This window comes from uncultured Kushneria sp. (assembly GCF_947497025.1).
Classification (GTDB): Bacteria; Pseudomonadota; Gammaproteobacteria; order Pseudomonadales; family Halomonadaceae; genus Kushneria.
In genome coordinates this window covers 651,155-664,493 of record NZ_CANMFC010000001.1, presented here as the reverse complement: position 1 = coordinate 664,493, position 13,339 = coordinate 651,155, and the positions used below count along the sequence as shown (strand labels likewise).

Here is a 13,339-nt window from a genome sequence, read left to right as displayed (position 1 = left end):
CACGACAGACGTGTCAAGCATGTGACTCACATCAAAATCATTTTTTGATTTTTTCCATGGCACGATAAAAGCAACGCAACAAATCCCGCCCGAGCGGTGCCCAGCCCTACCCGCCTGATATCCGGCGCGTTTCTTGTATCCAGTGATACTCATTTCCAAATGGCGGGTGTCTGATGTCCTTATGCGTCCCGAAGCGTCAAGCGCTGAAGCAGCGCCCCTGACGGCCGATCTGTCCACCGCCGGCTCGGCCCGCATACCTGCAAACAGGGTCGGTGCTCTGGCACATTCGACAAGTCCGGCCACTACAAACTTTCAGGTCGATGCTGCCTTCAACACCCAGCGGAGTTATGGGGGCGGCAGCTGTGTCGCCCCTCATCACCTGGCAGTCAATGCCAGGCGGGATGTTCTTAAGCAGGGCGGCAATGCGGTCGAGGCCATCGTGGCGGCCGCGGCGGCCTACCCGCACATGAATGCACTGGGCGGTGACGGCTTCTGGCTGATCAACGAGCCGGGCAAGGCGCCGGTTGCCATCGATACCTGCGGTGGCGCAGCGCAGCTGGCCACTCCCGACTTTTATGCCGGCAAACGGGACACTCCGGAACGCGGTGCCGAAGCCACTCTCACCATGGCAGCCACTTTCAGTGGCTGGCAGAAAGCGCTCGACATTGGTGCAGACTGGGGGACGCCCCTGCCCCTGGGCACCATTCTGCGTGACGCCATCCGTTATGCCGAACAGGGCATCGCTGTTTCAAGAAGTCAGGCAGCCCTGACACGCAAGCATGTCGAGCGCCTGTCTCAAAGCCCCGGGTTCAATGAATCCTTTCTGATTGACGGCGAGATTCCTCTTGAAGGCCAGCGGCTGCGTCAGCCACGTCTAGCCGCCACGCCGAGGCGTCTTGCCAGCGCAGGACTTGATGATTTCTATCGAGGCGAACTGGCCCAAAGCATGGCGATGGATCTCGAAGCGCTGGGCAGCCCCCCCCTGCGCCTGAAGGATTTCCATGACTATCAGGCACAGATCGTGACGCCGCTGTAAGTGGCGCTGAAGGACGCCACGCTTTATAACCTGCCCGCCCCCACCCAGGGCATGGCGTCACTCATGATTCTGGGGATCCATGATCGCCTCAGGATTGAAAGCGGCGTTTTGTGGCAAAACCGTGGCATCAGCTTTTCGCTTGCCCCTGATCACCCGCGAAGCCTTACCCCTGACCATCCGCGAAGCCTTGCCCCGGGTCGCAAGCCCTTTCACACCCTCAACCCTGCCCTGGCACGCTTCAGGGACGGGCGCACCATGGTCTATGGCACCATGGGAGGGGAAGGCCAGCCGCAGACCCAGGCGGCCGTTTTCTCACGCTACGCCCTGCACGGCATGCCGCTTCAGCAGGCGATTGCGGCGCCCCGCTGGCTGCTGGGGCGCACCTGGGGTGACAACAGCACCAATCTGAAGCTGGAGTCACGCGTCCATCCTCCCCTCGTGGATGAACTTCAAAAGGCCGGCCACGATGTAGAAGTGCTGCCAGAAACCTTTACGGACACCATGGGGCATGCTGGCGCTATCGTGCACCATCCTGACGGTCTGATCGAAAGCGCGCACGACCCGCGAAGCGATGGCGGCGCTGCGAGCCTCTAGATCGTTTGCAGGTCTACAGGTTGTTTTTTTGCCACTCGGCGCCACGCGAAATGATAGCCTTTTTCATGTCACGACCGCGCTCAAGCGCGTACCGTTCTATCCTGTCAGGATGCCGGTCTGTCCGGGCAGCCGTCTGGCTGACATGACTGACTGGCATGAACAGGCACCGAGGAGGACTTCATGGAAAAGGTACAAAAGAGCGACAGCGAGTGGCGCGAACAACTCACCGATGAGCAGTATCGCGTCACGCGTCAGGCAGGTACCGAACGCCCTTATACCGGCGACTATCAGGTCGAGCCCGTACAGGGCATTTATCACTGTATCTGTTGCAATGCGCCGCTGTTTGAAAACGAGCACAAGTTCGAGTCGCATTGCGGCTGGCCGAGCTTTGATCGTCCGCTGGCCGATGCCGCGCTTGAAGAGCACGTTGATGAAACCCATGGCATGAGGCGCATCGAGGTCACCTGCCGGCGCTGTGATGCTCATCTGGGCCACGTTTTCCCGGATGGCCCGAGAGACACCACAGGGCTTCGCTACTGCATCAACTCGGTCGCCATGACCTTTCATCAGGGCGAGTAACCCATCGCCTCACGCGTAGAGCGCTTCGGCATCGACGTCTGACAGGGTACACTGCGCGGCCACGATCGCGGGGCGCGCGGTGTACCCGCCAAATTATATAGCAACAGGAGAGACATATGCTGGGCTGGTTCCCGGGGCATATGAACAAGGCCAGACGCCAGATCAGCGAAGCCCTGCCCGAAATTGATGTGGTCATCGAAGTACTGGATGCGCGCCTGCCCTACTCCAGCGCCAATCCCATGCTGGCCGATCTGATCCGCCACAAGCCGTCACTGAAACTGCTTTCGCGCGCCGACCTGGCCGACCCCGCCATTACCCAGCAATGGATCGAGCACTTTGACGCCCTGCCTGACGTGCGCGCCATGGCCGTGGTCACCACCGACACGCGCCAGCTCAAGCCGCTCTATAAGCTCTGCCATGAACTGGCGGGCCATATTCGTGAAGATCGTGATGTGCGCGTCATGGTGATGGGCATTCCCAACGTGGGAAAATCCACACTGATCAACACACTGGCCGGCAAGAAAATTGCCAAAACGGGCAACGAGCCGGCCGTCACCAAGCGTCAGCAAAAGATCCGAATCGGTCAGCGCATTGCCCTTACCGACACGCCCGGCGTGCTCTGGCCGCGCATCGAGGATCAAAACAGTGCCTACCGGCTGGCCGCCAGCGGCGCCATTCGCGACACCGCACTGGAATATGTCGATGTTGCGTCGGTGGCCGCCCTGGCACTGGCCGAACGCTATCCCGAAGCGCTCAAATCACGTTACAGGCTGGAGACGCTGGGTGACACCGGTGAATCCATCGTGCGCGAGATTGCCACCCGTCGCGGCGGTCTGCGCGCCGGCGGTGAAGTCGACATGCACCGCGGGGCCGAAGTACTGCTGATGGATCTGCGCGGCGGCAAACTGGGACTCATGTCGCTTGAAACACCGGCCGACATTCCCGATGAGGCAGGCATCGAGGCCATGCGTGCCGAGCGGGAGCGCTTCAATCGCGGCGAGACCTTTCTCGACAATGGCGCCTCGCCCGACGATGACACCCCGCCCGAGCAGTGATTTCAACGCCGCAAGACAGCGATGGCATCATGGGCAGAGGCCGCGGTATGCTGAAATGACAGGCATCCCACGATGTCTGTTATTTTTTTGGTTATGGCAGATCCACCGGACACCACTTGCCCGGCCGTTGACTGCCCCCTTTCATTTCAGCGGACCCATTGAGCAGCATGACCACGCCGATCAGAAAATCCCACAAGCTCGACCACGTCTCCTATGACATTCGCGGTCCGGTACTTGAGCACGCCAAACGGCTCGAGGATGAGGGGCATCGCATCCTGAAGCTTAATATCGGCAACCCGGCACCCTTTGGTTTCGAAGCCCCCGAAGAGATCCTGCAGGATGTCATGCGCAATCTGCCGACCGCGCAGGGCTATTGTGACTCCAAGGGCCTTTACTCGGCGCGCAAGGCGATCATGCAGGAGTGCCAGCGCAACCGTGTGGAAGGCGTGGGCATCGAGGATATCTATGTCGGCAACGGCGTCTCCGAGCTGATCGTGATGGCCATGCAGGCGCTGCTCGATGACAGTGATGAAGTGCTGGTGCCCGCTCCGGACTATCCGCTCTGGACGGCGGCAGTCAATCTCGCCAGCGGTCAGGCCGTGCATTACCTGTGTGATGAGGAGCAGGACTGGGAGCCGGATATCGAGGATATACGGCAAAAGGTGACGGCCCGCACGAAAGCGATCGTATTGATCAATCCCAACAACCCGACCGGTGCGGTCTATTCAAGGCAGGTGATCGAAAACGTGCTGCAGGTCGCCCGCGAGCACGGCCTGATCGTCTTTTCCGACGAGATCTACGACAAGATCCTCTACGACGGCGCGGTCCATACCCCAACGGCGTCACTGGCCGATGATCTTTTGATCATCACCATGAACGGCCTTTCCAAGAGCTATCGCTGCGCCGGCTTTCGCTCCGGCTGGATGATCGTCTCCGGCGAAAAGCGCCATGCCCGTGACTATATTCAGGGGCTGGACATGCTCGCCTCCATGCGCCTTTGTGCCAACGTGCCGGCACAGCACGCCATCCAGACAGCGCTTGGCGGTTATCAGTCGATCAATGATCTGGTCCTGCCGGGCGGGCGCCTGCTGGCCCAGCGCGATGCGGCGTGGGAAAAGCTCAACGAGATCCCCGGTGTCAGCTGCGTGAAACCACGCGGTGCACTCTACATGTTCCCGCGGCTTGACCCGGCCATGTATGACATCAGGGACGACCAGCAGCTGGTGCTCGATCTACTGCTTGAAGAGAAGATGCTGCTGGTACAGGGCACCGCCTTCAACTGGCCGACGCCCGACCATCTGCGCATCGTGACCCTGCCCTGGGCCGAGCAGCTTGAAGACGCCATCGAGCGCCTTGGGCGGTTCCTCGCCCGCCGCCGTCAGGCATGATCGCCTAAACGATCCTTAAGGTGTGATTGAAACTCCCAGCGACAGAACTTATCTAAAGTCTGTCGCTGGTGACCCTCGCGGTCCCGACGGACTACCGATCGACGCATTACCCAATGGAGACCACCGGTCATGATGAGGATTGTCCTCTTTCTTGCCACCAACCTGGCAGTAGTGCTGGTGGCCAGCATTACGCTGCGCCTTCTGGGCGTGGAGAGCTACCTTGCCGGCAGCGGGCTCAACCTGACCTCACTGCTGATCTTCTGCTTTGTCTTCGGCATGGTCGGCTCACTGGTGTCGCTGCTGCTGTCCAAGAAGATGGCGAAGATGAGCACCCGGGCCCAGATCATCGACCGCCCGAGCAATGCCAACGAGCAGTGGCTTTACGACACCGTGGCCGAGCTCGCGCGCGATGCCGGCATCAAGATGCCTGAAGTGGGCATCTTTCCGGCACAGCAGGCCAACGCCTTTGCCACCGGCTGGAACAAGAACGATGCGCTGGTATGCGTCTCGGCCGGCCTGCTCAATCAGATGCGCCCCGAAGAGGTTCGCGCGGTACTGGGCCATGAAATCGGCCACGTGGCCAACGGCGACATGGTGACCCTGTCCCTGATTCAGGGCGTTTTGAATACCTTCGTCATGTTCTTCGCCCGTGTGGTGGCCCAGGTACTCGATGGTTTCCTGCGCCGTGACGACAATGGCGGCGGGCTGGGCTTCATGGGCTATTTTGCAGTAGTGATGGTGCTGGAGATCGTGTTCGGTCTGGTCGCCTCCATCATCGTTGCCTGGTTTTCACGCTACCGTGAATATCGCGCTGATGAAGCCGGAGCAAGACTGGCCGGCAGCGGCGCCATGATCAACGCGCTGGCACGGCTCAAGGCGCAGCAGAACATGCCGGATCAGATGCCGGATTCCCTGACCGCCTTTGCCATTACCACCGGTCAGACCCGCAAGCTCATGGAAAAGCTTTTTGCCAGCCACCCGCCGCTGGATGACCGTATCGCCGCCCTGAAAAAGGCCGCCTATCAGCAGTAATACATCGCCGGTCACCCGCTGCAACTGACATCAAAGGGGCCCGCCATTTGGCGGGCCCCTTTTCATGCTCTCGGATCATGATCAGAACTATTTTCGCGGCGCGCGTATGGCAAAGCCTGCGCTTTCCAGCACCTCACGCACTGCCCCGGCACTGTGCTTGAGCTCCACCCGCAGCGTCGAGAACTCACGGCGTGTGGGATACTCGCGGCGCATCAGGTCAAACCCTTTCGCCATGCCGTACTGACGTCGATAGCGCTCGAACAGCAGCGTATCGCGGCGCACGTCGTAGCAGGTGCGCGTACACAGCAGCAGCGCTTCCTGCGGCGGCGCGCGACGAGAGATGGCGATACGGCGCAGCCAGTTCTCGGGCTTGAGCTGCCCCAGCCGCTTGCGTACCGGCAGACCGAAATGACGACTCATGGCCTGATAGAGCATCTCGGTGCCCCGCAGCTTGCCATCCAAGCTGTAGCCGGCAATGTGAGGTGTGGCAATGGCGGCCCTGCGATACAGCCCCTCATCGATATCAGGCTCGCTTTCCCACACATCGATCGCCACGCGCAGATCAGGGTCGCGCTCAAGACGTGCGCTCAGCGCCCGGCCATCCACACAGTCACCACGCCCGGCACTGATCAGGATCTGATCGGTACGCAGCGCCTCGATATGTGACCCGGACAAAAGATGGTACGTAGGGTGGTCTCCGCCTCGAACCAGCGGCGTATGTACGGAGATGACATCGGCCTGTTCGATCAGGGCATCAAGACTTGTGAAGCCCTCACTGCCCTCCTGCTCGGCGCGCGGCGGATCACAGATCAGACAGCGGATGCCCAGCGCACGAAGCCGCTCGACCAGTCTTCCACCAACGTTGCCGGCACCCACAACGCCGACCACCCGATCCGTCAGCGCCACGCCGTCCTGCTCACCGAACAGCAGCAGCGTCGAGATCACGTAGTCACCGACCGAATCGGCGTTACATCCCGGCGCACTGGCAAAGCCAATGCCCTGTGCCGCCAGCCAGTCCTGATCCACATGGTCACGCCCGATGGTCGCCGTGCCCACAAATTTCACGCGTGATCCTTCCAGCAGCTCGGCATTGACGCGTGTTACCGAACGCACCAGCAGAATGTCGGCATCACGCACCTGCTCGCGACTCATTTCTCGCCCGGGCAGCCGCACCAGTTCGCCGTGATCGGCGAAAAAGGCCTCGGCCAGCGGAATGTTCTCATCTGCCACAATACGCATGATTCAATCGATACCTGCACTGCCGTGAATGAATAACACACCGAGCTGTAGACGACCGCCGGTGTGCTCTGCTTTGTCGAAACGCCCGCGCCCGTTACAATCGGCACCCTGTCGGCATTACTGTCAGCACTGCCCTCATTTTCCTTTTCAATACTACACAGGAGCGCTGCCTTGATCATCCGCTGGGAGAGCGAACATGACTATGTACTCGTGCACGTCCATCAGGACATGTTCGGTGACTGGATCTTTGTCCGCGCCTGGGGGCAGATCGGTACCGCCTATGGGGGCATTCAGCACGCGCTGGCCGAAGACTATACCCAGGCAATGACCTGGGTCAGTGACGTGGATCATATTCAGGGGCTGCGCGGATTTACCAGGGTACTCGAAACCAGCGACGACACCCCGGAGGCCCGGGATGCCGTACGCCAGCTCTCACTGCTGGATAGCTACTAGGCCATGCGGTGACGAATCTCGTAGACGTGATGAATGTCCGGGCGCCGCTCGAAATCCGGATCCAGCATCTGTTTTGACAGCGCCTTCACTTCAAAGCGTGACTCAACACTCTCATCCATTTTGAAACGACGCAGATTGTTGGAAAACAATAGCGTACCCGTGGGTGCCAGATGCGCCATGGCGCGTTCGATCATGTGGGCATGATCCCGCTGAATATCCAGCACGTTGTCCATCTTCTTGGAGTTGGAGAACGTCGGCGGATCCATGAAGATAAGATCAAACTGCGGCCCTGATCTTTCAAGCCAGGCCATGCAGTCTTCGCGCACCAGTCGATGGCGTGACATGTCGAGCCGATTGAGGCGGAAGTTGTCCTCGGCCCAGCCAAGATAGGTATTGGACATGTCGATGCTCAGACTCTCGCTTGCCCCACCCAGCACCGCCTGCACGCTGGCCGTGGCGGTATAACAAAACAGGTTGAGCACGCGCTTGCCGGCGGCGTTTTCAAACAACCAGCGGCGCACGGGCCGGTGGTCCAGAAAAAGCCCGGTATCGAGATAGTCGCGCAGATTGACCCAGAGTTTGGCGTTACCCTCACTGACCTGAAAGCGCTGACCGGTGCTGTCGCGACGTTCGTACTGGGCGCGCCCCGACTGACGCTCGCGGCGCTTCAGGAAGATGTAATCCGCCGCCACACCCAGCACTTCCGGCAGCACCCCCACCGCTTCCAATAGACGTCGCTCGGCCTGGCCGGCATCGATCGAGCGCGGGGCCGCATATTCCTGCACATGGATCCAGGCCCCATAAATATCGATGGCCAGCGCGTATTCGGGCATGTCCGCGTCATAGAGCCGGTAGCATTCCACGCCCGAGCGCTTGAGCCATTTCGACAGACGCTTCTGGTTTTTCCGGAGACGGTTGGCAAACATCTGTGCCCCGGCCGAATGGGTCACGGCGCTGGCAGTGTCCGCCGTCTTTGGGGTGTCCTGCGTCGGCTCATCCGCTTCCGGTTTCGCCCGCTCATGCACATCAAGCAGCAGGAGTTTGGTATCCAGACTGCCATTTTTGAAGGCGTACTGACGATGGGCCTTCATGCCCAGCCGGTGGCCGAGCCTTGGATCCCCGGTCAAAAGCGCGACCGACCAGCCCGTGAAGTGCTCGCGCAGCAGCGCCCCCAGCCCCTGATACAGGCTGATCAGCGCCGGCAGTTCGCCCAGGCGCTCGCCATAGGGTGGATTGGTGACCACCAGTCCGGGCGTCATCTCCGGAGGCGCTGAGAGCGCATCACCATGCTCGATGCGAGTTAATGACGCAACGCCGGCCCGTTCGGCATTGGCGCGCGACGCTTCCACGGCTCGCATGTTGTGATCGCGACCACAAAAGGTGACTGGGCACTCGCGCTGGCCAACGCGCGCACGATGCGCCGCTTCCCCGTGAACTTCCTGCCACTGCGTCTCGTCATGCCCGGCCCAGCCGTGAAAACCAAAGCGCCGGCGCTGCAGGTTGGGGGCCACATCACAGGCCATCAGTGCCGCCTCGATCAGCAGCGTGCCCGAGCCGCACATCGGGTCATACAGACTTTCGCCTCGTTCGGCGCGCGCGGGCCAGTCGGCACGAACCAGCAGCGCCGCCGCCAGATTCTCCTTGAGCGGTGCATTGGCGCCCTCCAGGCGATAGCCCCGCAGATGCAGGCTGTCGCCGGAAAGATCGATCCCCAGCACCAGTCGGCCACGATGCAGATGCGAATAAAGACGCAGATCTGCCGCTTTCGGATCGATCACCGGCCGTGCCAGCCCGTGATCCTGAAAACGGTCCACCACGCCATCCTTGACGCATTGTGCGCCAAAGCGGGTATGACGAATCTGAGCGCTTTCGCCGTGGAAATCGACCCGCAGGCTGGCACCGGGAGTGATCAGGGTCTCCCATTCGATGCCATGGGAAGCGGCCACCAGGGCCGGGCCATCTTCCACGTCCTCGAAACGACCGGCGACCAGAATGATGCGATTGGCCAGACGCGACCAGAGACACAGACGATAGAGCACCTCACGAGAGGCGCTGCCATGCACGCTGGACACACTGGTGCGTGCCACACTGGCGCCAAGGCCGGTCAGTTCCTCGGCCAGCAGGGTTTCCATGCTGCGCGGACAGGTGGCGAGAAAGGAGAGCTCCTCATGAGCCGTATCCGGTAGGTGTTCAGTGCTGGAGGGCATCATGCGGTGTCATATTCCTGAAAAGATTAATGAGCGATTTGCTTAGATGAAAATGATTTTCGACAGCGTCTTGATGCTGCTGTAAAGGTATAGGGGTAGCTACGAAAGATCGCACGATCGCTGTCAACCTACGACCCCTGAGGTAGTGACATTGCCACTATCACGGGCCGAAACACTTTTTTGTGTGAAGCGAGGTTATCCAATGAAAAGACAGAAACGTGATCCCTTCCAGAAAGCCTATGTCAGTGGTTATAAGGCCGGTGTCACCGGACGCTCCAGAGATGACTGTCCCAGTCAGGGCATCGAAATGCGCGAGTCCTGGATGAGTGGCTGGCGTGAAGGCCGTGAAGCACAATGGTCCGGTATGACAGGGGTCTCGGGTCTGCACGTCAATCCGATGGCGACCACCTGAGCCGCTTCGGAACCATTGAACCCATCGCATGACATGATATCCGGGTACGTGACGTACGTGCCCGGTCTTCTACAGGGCTGCCTCTCTTTCTTTTGAAGCATGGTCTCTCAACGCCCGGGCGCACTGTTCGACCAGCGCCGGCCCTTCATAAATCAAACCGCTGTAAAGCTGAACCAGATCAGCACCGGCCTGCTGTTTTTCCAGTGCCGCCTCGCCGCTGTCGATACCGCCAACGCCAATGATGGTGATGTCAGGCAGCTTCTCGCGCAAGCGTCTGACCACTGTCGTTGACGCCTTTCTCACCGGCCGCCCCGAGAGTCCGCCGGCCTCCTCGGCATGAGGACTGCCCGCGATGCCGTCACGGCTGATGGTCGTGTTGGTGCCGATTACCGCCTCAATCTCGCAGGCTTTCAGACACTCGGCCACCAGATCGGTTTCTGCTTCGCTCATGTCAGGCGCAATCTTGACGGCCAGCGGGACCCGGCGACCATGGCGCTGATTGAGCGCCCGGTTTTCCTGCTGCAGTGCCGATAAAAGTGCGTTGAGCTGCTCACCAAACTGCAGACTGCGAAGCCCGGGCGTATTGGGCGAGGAGATATTGACGGTCACATAATGAGCATGATTATGCACTGCGCGCAGACAGGTCATGTAATCATCCACGGCCTGCTCGACCGGCGTGGTCAGATTCTTGCCAATATTGATCCCGATCACACCGTCATAACGGCTGCGAGCCACGTTGGCAATCAGCTGATCCACCCCCTGATTGTTGAACCCCATGCGGTTGATGATCGCCCCGCTTTCGGGAAGACGAAAAAGGCGCGGTCTGGGGTTACCGGACTGCGCCCTGGGCGTCACTGTTCCCACTTCCACGAAACCAAAGCCCAGCGCGCCCAGTGCATCAAGATGCTCGGCGTTCTTGTCCAGCCCCGCCGCAAGCCCGACCCGATTGGCAAAGCGAAGCCCCATCAGCGTGACCGGATCCTCGACCGGAGTGGACGCCAGCGCCCGCTGCAGGTGAAGACGATGCGCCAGATCCAGCGATGACAGCGTCAGGCCATGGGCCGTTTCAGGGTCGAGACGAAACAGCAGCGCACGAGCGGCCTTGTACATGAAAACATGTCCTTGAAAACAGGTGAATCAGGCCCGGGGCATGCCCCGGGCCGGGCAGAAAGGATCAGTCGCCGGGCTGCTCGATACGCAGCGTAAAGTTGTTGGCCCCACCCCGCACGCCGCCGAACTTCTGCCCACGCACACGGACGCTGTAAATGCCGGGCTCAAGGGATTCACGCAGGTGGAAATCGCCCTGGAAACCGCTGCCGCTGTCGCTGGCCACCACGTTGCCATTGCTGTCAACAAGCTCACCGGAGATGCGGTAGTTACCGCTGGAATCCATCGTGAAGCTGTCAACGGTCACGGTGCCGGCAGAGACCACCTCAAACTTGAGCACTTCCCCATCGGTACGTATGGGCACATCACGCAGGATCCGCTCGCGAATGGGCGAGGCATTGCCCTCCACCTGAGCCGGTGACGCGTCATTTCCGCTGGTCGTGGACACCTGCCCGCGTTCCTGATCGGTATTGACGCTGCCCTGATTCGCCGCCAGCCCCTCACCATTTTCAACAGTACCCGACTCGGCGGCACGCTCCAGCGCCCTGCCGGAAGGACCGGGCGCAGGCGTCGAGGCATCGGGTGCTGCCGTCTTGCTGGCACTGCGCTGGGAGGCGCCAACGCCGGCCAGCGTCGCATCGCCCTGAATGGCCCCCTCGCGGCCGAGTCGTGCCGGAGCACTGGCGTTGTTACCGGCCGCAACCGCACTGGCGCTTCCCAGCCGCTCGATGCGGCTGGCATCGGCCAGTCCCTCGCCGCGCACGCTGGCATCAGCCTGCTGCACGGAAACGGTCACGGACTGGGTCTGATCACGTGCGGGGCTGCGGCTCTGGCCGGTAATCACGACATGATAGGTGCCCGGCTCAAGCTGATGGCGAAGCATCAGGCCGTTGGTCTGGTTGTTACCGCTGGCTGTCGCCAGCGTCTGTCCCGCATCATCACGCAGTTCGGCATTGACCTCATAGCGCCCGGAGGTGCCATGAAAGGCACGCGCCTCGATAATGTACTCACCGCCCTGCCTGACGTCGAAATCATGTGATACCGGTTTCGAGCCCAGATACATGGAACGGCTCATGGAATCCGTATCACGTTGTATGGCATCGGAAAGATCGACCTGACTTGCGGCCTGCTCGGCACGCTGAAGCGCCGGGCTCTTGTCGGCAAGTACCTGCCCCGAGAGAGTGCCCAACCCGACGCCCATACCCAGTGCCAGATACAAGATTGTATTTTTCATGATGTCTCTCGTTGGAAGGAATCCATTGATGCCGATACGGACAACAGGTGTGATCTCGGTCGGTCGGCAAAACGGCCACAGCATAACAAAGCCTGCGTATTTGGCGATGCTTTTGACTAGCCCATTCGTATCGGCATTCCCGTATGCAGCTGCTGGCCGTCGCCCTGCATCACGATCGCATTTTCACCAAAAAAGGCCTCGCCGGATGCCACATGATCCATCGTCATCAACGTTTTCAGGGGTTCACCCGGCACGGCGATATCGCCACTACACTGATTGATGGTGGTAATACGACAACGCTCGCAGGGCTTGCAAAGCCATAGTGACAGGTTCTCCCCTTCAAGCGTTGTACTGCCATGTTCGGCAAAGGGGGCGGCCCCCTCAATGACAATGTTGGGACGAAAACGCGACATGGGCAGAGCCGGCAGCGAACGCGCCACCAGACGGACATTGAGTGCAGCCAGCGACGATGTGGAAGCCACCAGCAATGGATAGCCATCGGCAAATCCGGTATGGGCCACATACTCACCCAGTCGCTCCGGACTGACGCGGCGCTGATTGTCCCGCGGTACGCGCTTGAGCCTGACGGGGCGTTCAAGAAAGGCGCTCAGCCACCGGGCAGCTTCGTCGCCTTCATCAAGTCCCTGGCACTCGTTACCGAAGATGCGCACGCGTGAGGGCGCCACCTCCGGCAGTGTAAGTGCAATGAACAGATGACGCCGGTCGGGCGATTGAAGAATCAGATGATGTTCATCGATCACAGGCACCAGGGTGGCCATGCGCGCGCAGCTTCGTTGAGTGATGAACTCGCCCTGCTCATCGGTGATGACCCAGCGACGGTCATGACTCAACCCTTCGGCAGTCAGTACTGACTGATGCACGTCGATGCCGGCCAGCGATTTGACCGGGTAAATATGCAATGAGCTGATGCAGGCAGGCATGAGAAGCCATCCAGTCTTCGAAGCGAATGAAGTCAATGTAACATAAAAAAACGCCGCCCCAT

At 60.3% G+C, this 13,339-nt stretch carries 13 protein-coding genes; 8 read left to right on the top strand and 5 right to left on the bottom strand.

Features of this window, described 5'->3' with window-relative positions:
• The first annotated feature begins 181 nt into the window (after window positions 1-181).
• From Q0931_RS03045 to htpX, 6 genes are all read left to right on the top strand, one after another.
• The gene (locus Q0931_RS03045) at window positions 182-1,036 is read left to right on the top strand and encodes a gamma-glutamyltransferase (RefSeq protein ID WP_299257134.1); all 855 of its coding nucleotides are present in this window, start codon (window positions 182-184) and stop codon (window positions 1,034-1,036) included.
• Window positions 1,037-1,630, top strand: a complete 594-nt coding sequence (locus Q0931_RS03040) for a gamma-glutamyltransferase (RefSeq protein ID WP_299257132.1) — start codon at window positions 1,037-1,039, stop codon at window positions 1,628-1,630.
• A 180-nt stretch (window positions 1,631-1,810) separates the two neighbouring features.
• Window positions 1,811-2,209 carry a peptide-methionine (R)-S-oxide reductase MsrB gene (gene msrB, locus Q0931_RS03035; protein ID WP_299257130.1) on the top strand — a complete coding sequence of 133 codons (399 nt, stop codon included), beginning with the start codon at window positions 1,811-1,813 and terminating at the stop codon, window positions 2,207-2,209.
• 116 nt (window positions 2,210-2,325) lie between these two features.
• Entirely contained in the window at window positions 2,326-3,264 is a 939-nt protein-coding gene (gene ylqF, locus Q0931_RS03030) for a ribosome biogenesis GTPase YlqF (RefSeq protein WP_299257128.1), read from the top strand.
• A gap of 167 nt (window positions 3,265-3,431) precedes the next feature.
• On the top strand, window positions 3,432-4,652 hold the full coding sequence (locus Q0931_RS03025; RefSeq protein ID WP_299257126.1) for a pyridoxal phosphate-dependent aminotransferase: 1,221 nt from the start codon (window positions 3,432-3,434) through the stop codon (window positions 4,650-4,652).
• 129 nt (window positions 4,653-4,781) lie between these two features.
• Window positions 4,782-5,684, top strand: a complete 903-nt coding sequence (htpX, locus tag Q0931_RS03020; RefSeq protein WP_299257124.1) for a protease HtpX — start codon at window positions 4,782-4,784, stop codon at window positions 5,682-5,684.
• 87 nt (window positions 5,685-5,771) lie between these two features.
• Here the strand turns inward: htpX and pdxB are convergent, their stop codons facing one another.
• Window positions 5,772-6,923, bottom strand: coding sequence for a 4-phosphoerythronate dehydrogenase PdxB (gene pdxB, locus Q0931_RS03015; RefSeq protein ID WP_299257122.1), 1,152 nt, complete (start codon window positions 6,921-6,923; stop codon window positions 5,772-5,774).
• A gap of 171 nt (window positions 6,924-7,094) precedes the next feature.
• Between pdxB and Q0931_RS03010 the strand changes: the two genes are divergently transcribed.
• Entirely contained in the window at window positions 7,095-7,376 is a 282-nt protein-coding gene (locus tag Q0931_RS03010; RefSeq protein WP_299257120.1) for a hypothetical protein, read from the top strand.
• Here the strand turns inward: Q0931_RS03010 and rlmKL are convergent.
• The gene (gene rlmKL, locus Q0931_RS03005) at window positions 7,373-9,583 is read right to left on the bottom strand and encodes a bifunctional 23S rRNA (guanine(2069)-N(7))-methyltransferase RlmK/23S rRNA (guanine(2445)-N(2))-methyltransferase RlmL (RefSeq protein ID WP_299257254.1); all 2,211 of its coding nucleotides are present in this window, start codon (window positions 9,581-9,583) and stop codon (window positions 7,373-7,375) included. The two genes, Q0931_RS03010 and rlmKL, sit on opposite strands and share 4 nt — an antisense overlap.
• Window positions 9,584-9,785: 202 nt before the next feature.
• On the opposite strand from rlmKL, the gene Q0931_RS03000 reads away from it, so the two are divergent.
• Window positions 9,786-9,995, top strand: a complete 210-nt coding sequence (locus Q0931_RS03000; RefSeq protein WP_086901243.1) for a ribosome modulation factor — start codon at window positions 9,786-9,788, stop codon at window positions 9,993-9,995.
• Between the two features lie 69 nt (window positions 9,996-10,064).
• Here Q0931_RS03000 and Q0931_RS02995 read toward each other — a convergent pair whose 3' ends face one another.
• From Q0931_RS02995 to Q0931_RS02985, 3 genes are all read right to left on the bottom strand, one after another.
• Window positions 10,065-11,105 carry a quinone-dependent dihydroorotate dehydrogenase gene (locus Q0931_RS02995; protein ID WP_299257116.1) on the bottom strand — a complete coding sequence of 347 codons (1,041 nt, stop codon included), beginning with the start codon at window positions 11,103-11,105 and terminating at the stop codon, window positions 10,065-10,067.
• Window positions 11,106-11,169: 64 nt separating this feature from the next.
• Window positions 11,170-12,336 (bottom strand): hypothetical protein, encoded by a 1,167-nt coding sequence (locus Q0931_RS02990; protein ID WP_299257114.1) that lies wholly within the window; start codon window positions 12,334-12,336, stop codon window positions 11,170-11,172.
• Between the two features lie 116 nt (window positions 12,337-12,452).
• A complete protein-coding gene (locus Q0931_RS02985; RefSeq protein WP_299257112.1) occupies window positions 12,453-13,277 on the bottom strand; it encodes an MOSC N-terminal beta barrel domain-containing protein in 825 nt (274 codons plus the stop codon).
• Between the last annotated feature and the right edge of the window lie 62 nt (window positions 13,278-13,339).

Bases quoted from the DNA above. Each gene is read 5' to 3' on its own strand.
- htpX (WP_299257124.1), top strand. From the start codon at position 4,782: ATGATGAGGATTGTCCTCTTTCTTGCCACCAACCTGGCAGTAGTGCTG.
- ylqF (WP_299257128.1), top strand. From the start codon at position 2,326: ATGCTGGGCTGGTTCCCGGGGCATATGAACAAGGCCAGACGCCAGATC.
- msrB (WP_299257130.1), top strand. From the start codon at position 1,811: ATGGAAAAGGTACAAAAGAGCGACAGCGAGTGGCGCGAACAACTCACC.
- Q0931_RS03000 (WP_086901243.1), top strand. From the start codon at position 9,786: ATGAAAAGACAGAAACGTGATCCCTTCCAGAAAGCCTATGTCAGTGGT.
- Q0931_RS02995 (WP_299257116.1), bottom strand. From the start codon at position 11,105: ATGTACAAGGCCGCTCGTGCGCTGCTGTTTCGTCTCGACCCTGAAACG.
- Q0931_RS03045 (WP_299257134.1), top strand. From the start codon at position 182: ATGCGTCCCGAAGCGTCAAGCGCTGAAGCAGCGCCCCTGACGGCCGAT.
- Q0931_RS02985 (WP_299257112.1), bottom strand. From the start codon at position 13,277: ATGCCTGCCTGCATCAGCTCATTGCATATTTACCCGGTCAAATCGCTG.
- Q0931_RS03025 (WP_299257126.1), top strand. From the start codon at position 3,432: ATGACCACGCCGATCAGAAAATCCCACAAGCTCGACCACGTCTCCTAT.
- Q0931_RS02990 (WP_299257114.1), bottom strand. From the start codon at position 12,336: ATGAAAAATACAATCTTGTATCTGGCACTGGGTATGGGCGTCGGGTTG.
- pdxB (WP_299257122.1), bottom strand. From the start codon at position 6,923: ATGCGTATTGTGGCAGATGAGAACATTCCGCTGGCCGAGGCCTTTTTC.
- rlmKL (WP_299257254.1), bottom strand. From the start codon at position 9,583: ATGCCCTCCAGCACTGAACACCTACCGGATACGGCTCATGAGGAGCTC.